Below are 7,984 nucleotides of genomic sequence, written 5' to 3'. Positions count from 1 at the left end.
TGCATGGGTACGGCGTACATCCTGTAGGAGCTGCCGGAGGCTGCGATCTTTTGATCTTTATTCAGGGAGTTCGACGAGACCATCGACATCGGTCATCGCCCGCTCCAGCAAATCCGCCGGCAAGCTTTTGCTCGCCCGCGCACCGAGCAACTTCAGCTGTTCACTGCGACTGACCAGATTGCCGCGCCCCTCGGTGAGCTTGTTGCGCGCTGAACTGTAGGCTTTATCCAGCTGTTGCAGACGATTGCCGACCTCGTCGAGATCCTGAATAAACAGCACAAACTTGTCGTACAGCCACCCGGCGCGCTCGGCGATTTCCCGGGCGTTCTGGCTCTGACGCTCCTGCTTCCACAGACTGTCGATCACGCGCAAAGTCGCCAGCAAGGTGGTTGGGCTGACGATGACGATGTTGCGGTCGAAGGCTTCCTGAAACAGTGATGGCTCCGCCTGCAACGCCGCCGAAAACGCCGCTTCGATCGGCACGAAGAGCAAAACGAAATCGAGGCTGTGCAGCCCTTCCAGACGCTTGTAGTCCTTGCCGGCCAGGCCTTTGACGTGATTGCGTAACGACAGGACATGCTGCTTGATCGCAATCTGCCCGAGGCTGTCGTCGTCGGCAGCCACGTATTGCTGATAGGCGGTGAGGCTCACCTTGGAGTCCACCACCACTTGCTTGTCGCCCGGCAGATAGATGATCACGTCAGGCTGGAAGCGCTCGCCGTCCGGGCCTTTGAGATTGACCTGCGTCTGGTACTCTCGGCCCTTCTCCAGACCGGCGTGTTCGAGCACACGCTCAAGAATCAGCTCGCCCCAGTTGCCTTGGGTTTTCTGGCCTTTGAGGGCGCGGGTCAGGTTAGTGGCTTCATCGCTCAGACGCAGGTTGAGCGCCTGCAACCGTTCCAGCTCCTTGGCCAGCGAGAAGCGCTCGCGGGCCTCGGCCTGATAGCTTTCTTCCACACGTTTTTCGAAGGATTGAATGCGTTCTTTCAGCGGATCGAGCAATTGTCCCAGCCGTTGCTGACTGGTCTCGGCAAAACGCTGCTCACGCTCATCGAAGATCTTCCCGGCCAGTTCGGCAAACTGCGCGCGCAGTTCATCGCGCGAACCTTGCAAGTCGCTGAGGCGTTGCTGATGACTTTCCTGCTGTTCGCGCAGTTCGGCGTTCAGCGAAGCGGCCTGTGCGTCGAGGCGGCGCAGCTCAGCTTCCTTATTGGCGCGTTCGAGGTTCCAGGCGTGGGAGGCATCGCGGGCGTCGTCACGCTCGATCTGCAACAGTTCGACTTCCCGGCGCAGAGCGGCCAGATCAGCCTGCTTGGCGGCATTGGCCTGGCCGAGATCGGCCACTTCATCGCGGCTGGCGTCGAGTTGCGCGTTGAGTCCGTCCTGGGCCAGTTGGGCCATGGCCAGCCGTTCTTCGAGCAAGGCGACCTCGGCTTGGCCATTGCTCGCCCGGCGCTGCAGTTGCCAGGTGAGTGCCAACAATGGCAGCCCTGCCCCTGCGAGACCGAGCAACACGCTGGTCAAGTCCATAGCCATAACGACTCCTGCCGATTCGATAAAGCCTGAAGGTTAACCAAGGTGTCAGGTCTTGGACAGCTCAGTCTTCGAGCAGACCGAGTTCCTGTTGCGCGCGACGATCACCAGCGCGGGCGGCCTGGCGCAGCAGATCCTGACCGATGCGCCGATCCCGAGCGTTACCGCACTCGCGGCACATCAGTTGACCGAGACGGCTTTGCGCGGCGACGACACCTTCACGCGCCGGTTGCTTGAGCAGGCGGCCAGCGAGGTGTTTGGCATTGTGGCTGGCGCTCAGGCGCGGGCTGTCGAGCAGCCATTCGGCAACGCGAACGGTAAAGCGCTTGGGCGGAGTAACACGGGGAGGTTCTGAGGTTACAGAGTCTGATACTGAGCGAAACTTCATAAAGCACTGTGGGACGAATCGGAAGGCGCGCCACTCTACTCTCTTTTTCTTACAGGTAAAGTCGAAAAACAACCCGGCACGCCCGTCCTAGAGCAAGCGCTCGGGACAATCCACAGAAGCTGTGGATAACTCAGTGGACAACCGCCCTCCAACCCTCGCAAAGCCTTATGGAATGGGGCCCGCAGTCAAACTGACGATTTTTTCACCAACAAAAAAAAGCGATGTTTTTCATTGACTTAAACTTTCGTTACAGGCAGTCATCGGGGTCAGGATTGATGTGACAGTGCCGTTACAGGTCGCGCAACTAATGTGCACAAGTACCTGTTACTGGGTTATATCGATGCACTTTTTCCGAGCGTTTTCACCATGACTCTGGGGATAAGCGGCGTAAACACACAGTTTTGTGAGTGGAGCTACACCGACCGACGGTAGCAATCTGCACCATCTGGGCTGATTCTGCAGATCAGCGGAGCTGAAGCAGTGGTCGATTTCAGTCTTTTTCAAACCAGGGTTTGCTTTAAGCATTTCGATCCGTTAGTATCCGCGGCGTTAGTACCAAGCTGAAAGTCAATTCCGGTCGAACACATCCCCACGGTCAGCCTTCTACCAAGAAGCCCTACCGAAAAAAGCGGGAACGACCCCTCGATGGTTTCCAGGTAAATCTTGCGACGACACTGCCTTCGAATGATGCGAAGGGTGTTGCGAAGACCACTTACTCTGACCGAACCAACCTGCAAATTGATCAGGATCTTCACCCCGGGCCCAGAACCTTTGCCCTTGATGTGTTGCCTGCCCTCCTAAGTACCTACCTGCCAGCCCAAGCGCGCCAACTTAATTGCGCTTCAAACTGGCTGCTTTGTTCCAGTCGGGTTCTTCGTTCGACCAATGGTGGTCGACGTTACTGGAACGTTTTAACGTTGCACGGTTCTTATCCGTGTCATTTGTAGGAACACCTAATAACTATGTCTACTCAAATCCATACTCAGGATGCCATTCGCACCCTAACCAACGCTTTTGCACCAATGAACTGCCTGATCATGGCCGCTCGCAAAGGCTGCTTCAGCTTCACACTGGTCAACGAACACGGTATCGCCCGCCACAGCGAGCGTCTGTACCCCGATCAGTACTCCAGCGCCGAACCGCTGCAGGCCGTGATCGACCGTACCCGTCAGGCATTGATTGCCTGAGAGCCGAAAAGGCTGCAAAAGCAAAAGCCCCGCACAAAATGCGGGGCTTTTTATTGCCTGATGTTTCACTTTTAGCCGTTGGCGCTTAAGTACCAACGGATATAACGGTTATAACTCGAAGCCGGAAATATTTTAAAAACAGGCCTTTACGTCGCGAATATGACACTACACTTCAACTCAAGCGGCGTGATCCGCTTGCGGCGAGCCTGAACCGATCCACTGCTGCCAAGCCCCCCTTCAGGACTCGCCATCAATAACAAGAACCGAGGGTTTTATGGGTATCGCTGCCAGCGAACTGTGCCGCTACGTGATCCGTCCCACGCTGATCTACCTGGGACGTCACAGCGCGACTGCCGAATCTCTGCTGCTCGGCATCGCCGCCAGCCAGTCAGCCCTGGGTTCCGCCCTGCATGACCGCCGCGGCCACGGGCTTTACCGCATCGCCGAGCACCGCCATCAAGCCCTTTGGGATGATTACCTGGCACTCGATCCGGAACGCGCCAGCCTGGTTCGCGGCCTCGCCAGCCAGCATGCTTTCCTGACTGGCCCGCATCTGGAACTGACGGTGAATCTGCGTTACGCCACGGCTATTGCCTGGCTGCTGGTTGAAGAACAAAACCCCACCCTCCCCGATTCCAACGATTTGCTGGGAATGGCGCGTATCTGGCGTCAGACCTTTCAACCCCAAGGTCGCCTGCGCGACTTCACTTACGCCTGGCACACCTGTGTTTCAACGGTGAATCAGGTCGCCTGCTGACCGACCGGTTTCAGAAGATCGCACAACAGGTCGCGATTTTGGTCGGATTGTCCTACAAAACCGCTCTAACTCAAGGCATACGGACTATAGCGCTGGGACGAAAATGTTGGTAATTTTCGCCCCGGTGATCATCAGGAGTTCTAATAATGAAAAAAGTCATGCTCAAAACCACCCTTAGCCTCGCCGTTACCCTTGCCTCCACTCAAATTTTCGCGGCCGGCTTTGCCCTCAACGAACAAAGCATCAGTGGGATGGGGACTGGTTTTGCCGGGCGATCTTCTTCTGCTGACGACGCAAGTACTGTTTATGGCAACCCTGCCGGCATGTCGCGCATCAAGCGTGAACAAGTTACCGGTGGTGTAGCCGTTGTCGATGCTCATACCGATATCAGCAATGCCAGCTCCAGCCCTAACGGCGGCAGCAACAAAGGCGACATGGTGCCTTTCACCGCTGTACCTATGGGCTTCTACGTGAAACCGATCGATGAGCATTGGGCATTCGGCCTCGGTGTTTATGTGCCGTTCGGCCTGATCACTGATTATGAAAACGGCTTTGCCGGCCGTTACTTCGGCAGCAAGTCCGAAGTGCAAGTCATCACTTTCCAACCGACCATCAGCTACGCCTTCAACGACAAGGTGTCGATCGGTTTCGGCCCGACCATCAACCGCATTGACGGTGCGCTGGAATCCAACCTGTCGATCACTCAAGCCCTGCCGGACGGCAAGGTCAAGATCAAGGGTGACGACACCGCCCTGGGCTACAACGTCGGCCTGCTGGTACAAGCCACCGACACCACTCGCGTGGGCCTGACCTATCACTCGAAAGTCGACTACAAGCTCGAAGGCAACACCAAGGTCAACTACGGCGCACTGGCCGCAGTCGGTCTGGGCGCCAGCCAGAAGTACGACGCTTCGCTGAAGATCACCACACCCGAATCGGTCGACCTCTCGGTTACCCAGGCGATCAACGATCGCTGGAACGTGTATGCCGGTACCACCTGGACCCGTTGGAGCCAGCTGGAAAAAATCACCGTGAAAAACTCCGGTGTGCAGCCGCTGCTGGCTGGCCAGTTCGGTTCGATCAACGAAGACCAGAACTGGCATGACTCCTGGGCCTACGCCGTGGGTACTTCGTACCAGTTGAACAAGGAATGGGTACTGCGTACCGGTCTGACCTTCGACCAGTCGCCGACCAATAACGAAGACCGTTCGCCACGCATTCCGACTGGCGACCGCACCATCTTCAGTATCGGTGCCGGCTGGAGCCCGACCGACGACCTGACCATCGACGTCGCTTACTCGTACCTGAAAGAAGAGTCAGTGAAGATCCGCAACGAAAACAACCGTGGCCAGAGCTACGACGCCAAGTATGAAAACTCGGCAAACGGTTTCGGTGTCGGCGCTACTTACCGCTTCTGATGCTGCGCGGCGGGGTTAATCCCTCGCCCACAAAAAGCCCCGCTCTCTTTGCAGAAAGCGGGGCTTTTTAATGCCTGAAATTTGTGCGACCTGTAGGAGCTGTCGAGTGCAACGAGGCTGCGATCTTTTGATCTGTTTTTTTAAAATCAAAAGATCGCAGCGTGCCGCAGCTCCTACAGATCAGGGCTTCAAGGGTTTCGAGGCGATAGCCTTTTCGATCGCGGCAATAAATTCCGGATCATCGGGCTTGGTCAGGCTGGAGAAATTGGCGATCACCTTGCCCTGGCGATCGACCACATACTTGTAGAAATTCCACTTCGGTGCGCTGCTCTGTGCGGCCAGCACCTGGAACAGATGTGTAGCATCATCACCACGAACCTTCTGCGGCTCGGTCATGGCGAACGTCACGCCGTAATTGGCGTAACAGACCTTGGCGGTCTCGGCGCTGTCCTTGGACTCCTGCTTGAAGTCATTGGAGGGCACGCCGAGCATTTCCAGCCCTTGCCCTTCGTAGCGCTTATGCAGCGCCTCCAGGCCTTCGAACTGCGGCGCGAAACCGCAGAAGCTTGCGGTGTTGACCACCACCAACGGTTTGTCGGCGTACTGTTTGCACAGATCGATGGATTCCTTGGCTCGCAGTTTGGGCAGCGAGCCTTGCAGCAATTCGGGACAGTCGGCGGCCTGGGCCAGACCAGTCAACGCCATCAGCAACGCGGGAACAGCACACCAGCGCATCAGCATGTCGAGCATCCTTGAGCAGTCGTCAGAGTTTGACGTTACTCGCCATGCCTGTTTCTAGCAAATGCTCATGCCCAACTGCATCAACGCCAGACCACCCTGATGCCAGCCCCACCACACCAGCGCCAGCAATGCGGCGCCGAGTGCGGTGATGACGATTCGTGACCAGAGTTGACTCATACGGCGCTCGCAGCGGCTTGCAGACGTGCGACCGGACGCTCGCGCACCGGCCAGTTCAGCGCCGCCGCCAGCAGACTCAAGAGAATCGCCACTTGCCAGATCAAGTCATAACTCCCGGTTCGGTCATACACCACCCCGCCCAGCCAGCCGCCGAGAAACGAGCCGAGCTGATGGAACAGGAACACGATGCCGCCGAGCATGGACAGGTTTCGCACACCAAACAAGGTCGCCACCGTACCGTTGGTCAACGGCACCGTCGACAGCCACAGGAAGCCCATGGCCATGCCAAACAGGTAGGCCGACGTGGTCGTCACCGGCAGCCACAGAAACAGCACAATCACCACCGCGCGCAACAGGTACAACGCTGTCAGCAGACGCGGTTTGGACATACGCCCGCCGAGCCAACCGGCGGTGTAGGTGCCGAAGATATTGAACAGGCCGATCAACGCCAGCACCGTGGTGCCGACACTGGCGGGCAGATGCTGATCGACCAGATACGCAGGCAGGTGCACACCGATGAACACCACCTGAAAACCGCAGACAAAAAAGCCGAATGCCAGCAACCAGAAACCCGAATGCGAACAGGCTTCGCGCAGGGCCTCGGACAGGGTTTGTTCATGGCCAAGCACTGGTAACGGCTTGTCCTTGAGCATGCTCACCAGCGGCACGATCAGCGCCACCAGCAGGCCCAGCACCAACAGCGCGGCCGACCAGCCGAGCCAGCCGATCAGGCCCAGCGTGCCCGGCAACATGGCGAACTGGCCGAACGAACCGGCGGCGCTGGCAATACCCATGCCCATGCTGCGCTTCTCTGGCGGCACAGCACGACCCACGACACCAAGAATGACCGAGAACGAAGTGCCCGAAAGTCCGATACCGATCAGCAGACCGGCACTCAGTGACAGCGTCACCGCCGAGTCGGACAGGCCCATGCACACCAGACCCGCCGCGTAGAGCAGCCCACCAATGAGCACCACTTTTGCCGCGCCGAAGCGGTCAGCCAATGCGCCGGTGAACGGTTGCGCCAAGCCCCAGATCAGGTTCTGCAAGGCAATGGCGAAGGCAAACACCTCGCGCCCCCAGCCGAACTGCGCGCTCATCGGTGACAGAAACAGGCCAAAACCGTGCCGCACGCCCAATGACAACGCCAGGATCAGCGCACTTCCGACCAACACCCAACCGCACGTACGCCACATCGATGTCATTGTTATTCTCCGCTTGCGGGTATATACCCGCTTGAGTTTGGAAAAAACCGGCCTCAGGCCAGTTCATCCAGCAATCTGAGCAAGGTTTCACGCTTCTCGGCACCCAGTCGATCGATCAACCGCTGCTGCGCCGCTTCCCAGGCCGGCAGTGCTGCTGCCAGGCGTTGCACGCCGGTCTCGGTGAGTTTGACGATGCGATTGCGCATGTCCTCGCCCTCGGCCAGCGCCACCAGCCCCTCACCTTCCAGCACCCGCAGATTGCGCCCGAGAGTGCTGCGATCAAGACCCATGGCTTCGGCGAGTTCCGAGATGCTCGGTTGATCCAGACGCTGCAGATTGCACAGCAAAGAATACTGGGCAACGTTGATCCCGAAGCCGTCGAGAGCGCCGTCGTAATGCCTGCTGACGCCACGAGCGGCGCGACGCAGGTTGGTGCACAAACACTGAGAAGGAAGCATGATGCGTGTATATACCCGCGACTGTGTTAAATCAAGTTACAGATGAGTTTACCCATAACATTGTGCTGCCGGTGAGGCCGCCTTCGCGAGCAAGCTCGCTCCCACAGGAGATCGCATTTC

Annotated in this window: 9 protein-coding genes; 3 read left to right on the top strand and 6 right to left on the bottom strand. The window is 57.9% G+C overall.

What is annotated here, in order from left to right; translation table 11 throughout:
• Window positions 1–57 precede the first annotated feature (57 nt).
• Window positions 58–1,422, bottom strand: coding sequence for a DNA recombination protein RmuC (gene rmuC, locus ACW9IR_RS27785; protein WP_176470067.1), 1,365 nt, complete (start codon window positions 1,420–1,422; stop codon window positions 58–60).
• Window positions 1,423–1,597: 175 nt separating this feature from the next.
• The gene (locus ACW9IR_RS27780; RefSeq protein ID WP_095119969.1) at window positions 1,598–1,921 is read right to left on the bottom strand and encodes an SEL1-like repeat protein; all 324 of its coding nucleotides are present in this window, start codon (window positions 1,919–1,921) and stop codon (window positions 1,598–1,600) included.
• A gap of 962 nt (window positions 1,922–2,883) precedes the next feature.
• Between ACW9IR_RS27780 and ACW9IR_RS27775 the strand changes: the two genes are divergently transcribed.
• From ACW9IR_RS27775 to ACW9IR_RS27765, 3 genes are all read left to right on the top strand, one after another.
• A complete protein-coding gene (locus ACW9IR_RS27775) occupies window positions 2,884–3,108 on the top strand; it encodes a hypothetical protein (RefSeq protein WP_034156218.1) in 225 nt (74 codons plus the stop codon).
• Between the two features lie 274 nt (window positions 3,109–3,382).
• The gene (locus tag ACW9IR_RS27770; protein WP_095114106.1) at window positions 3,383–3,865 is read left to right on the top strand and encodes a hypothetical protein; all 483 of its coding nucleotides are present in this window, start codon (window positions 3,383–3,385) and stop codon (window positions 3,863–3,865) included.
• Window positions 3,866–4,011: 146 nt separating this feature from the next.
• Entirely contained in the window at window positions 4,012–5,283 is a 1,272-nt protein-coding gene (locus ACW9IR_RS27765) for an OmpP1/FadL family transporter (protein WP_102900832.1), read from the top strand.
• A gap of 180 nt (window positions 5,284–5,463) precedes the next feature.
• Here ACW9IR_RS27765 and ACW9IR_RS27760 read toward each other — a convergent pair whose 3' ends face one another.
• The 4 genes from ACW9IR_RS27760 to ACW9IR_RS27745 are packed head-to-tail and all read right to left on the bottom strand — an operon-like array spanning window position 5,464 to window position 7,864.
• Complete coding sequence (locus ACW9IR_RS27760) at window positions 5,464–6,024, bottom strand: glutathione peroxidase (RefSeq protein WP_007919788.1); 561 nt, start codon at window positions 6,022–6,024, stop codon at window positions 5,464–5,466.
• 54 nt (window positions 6,025–6,078) lie between these two features.
• Window positions 6,079–6,201, bottom strand: a complete 123-nt coding sequence (locus tag ACW9IR_RS27755) for a hypothetical protein (RefSeq protein ID WP_256586225.1) — start codon at window positions 6,199–6,201, stop codon at window positions 6,079–6,081.
• On the bottom strand, window positions 6,198–7,406 hold the full coding sequence (locus tag ACW9IR_RS27750; protein WP_102900831.1) for an MFS transporter: 1,209 nt from the start codon (window positions 7,404–7,406) through the stop codon (window positions 6,198–6,200). Before ACW9IR_RS27750 ends, ACW9IR_RS27755 begins: the two co-directional genes overlap by 4 nt.
• Before the next feature lie 53 nt (window positions 7,407–7,459).
• Window positions 7,460–7,864 (bottom strand): MarR family winged helix-turn-helix transcriptional regulator, encoded by a 405-nt coding sequence (locus ACW9IR_RS27745; RefSeq protein ID WP_007919794.1) that lies wholly within the window; start codon window positions 7,862–7,864, stop codon window positions 7,460–7,462.
• Window positions 7,865–7,984: the final 120 nt, after the last annotated feature.

The sequence above is a fragment of the Pseudomonas sp. SDT291_1_S447 genome, from assembly GCF_054070155.1.
The sequence above is the reverse complement of the archived record's forward strand: the minus strand, read 5'-3'. Positions and strand labels throughout refer to the sequence as shown.

What these genes read in the sequence shown, in the direction of transcription:
- ACW9IR_RS27750 (WP_102900831.1), bottom strand. Translation starts at nt 7,406, where the DNA reads ATGACATCGATGTGGCGTACGTGCGGTTGGGTGTTGGTCGGAAGTGCG.
- ACW9IR_RS27780 (WP_095119969.1), bottom strand. Translation starts at nt 1,921, where the DNA reads ATGAAGTTTCGCTCAGTATCAGACTCTGTAACCTCAGAACCTCCCCGT.
- ACW9IR_RS27770 (WP_095114106.1), top strand. Translation starts at nt 3,383, where the DNA reads ATGGGTATCGCTGCCAGCGAACTGTGCCGCTACGTGATCCGTCCCACG.
- ACW9IR_RS27765 (WP_102900832.1), top strand. Translation starts at nt 4,012, where the DNA reads ATGAAAAAAGTCATGCTCAAAACCACCCTTAGCCTCGCCGTTACCCTT.
- ACW9IR_RS27745 (WP_007919794.1), bottom strand. Translation starts at nt 7,864, where the DNA reads ATGCTTCCTTCTCAGTGTTTGTGCACCAACCTGCGTCGCGCCGCTCGT.
- ACW9IR_RS27775 (WP_034156218.1), top strand. Translation starts at nt 2,884, where the DNA reads ATGTCTACTCAAATCCATACTCAGGATGCCATTCGCACCCTAACCAAC.
- ACW9IR_RS27760 (WP_007919788.1), bottom strand. Translation starts at nt 6,024, where the DNA reads ATGCTGATGCGCTGGTGTGCTGTTCCCGCGTTGCTGATGGCGTTGACT.
- ACW9IR_RS27755 (WP_256586225.1), bottom strand. Translation starts at nt 6,201, where the DNA reads ATGAGTCAACTCTGGTCACGAATCGTCATCACCGCACTCGGCGCCGCA.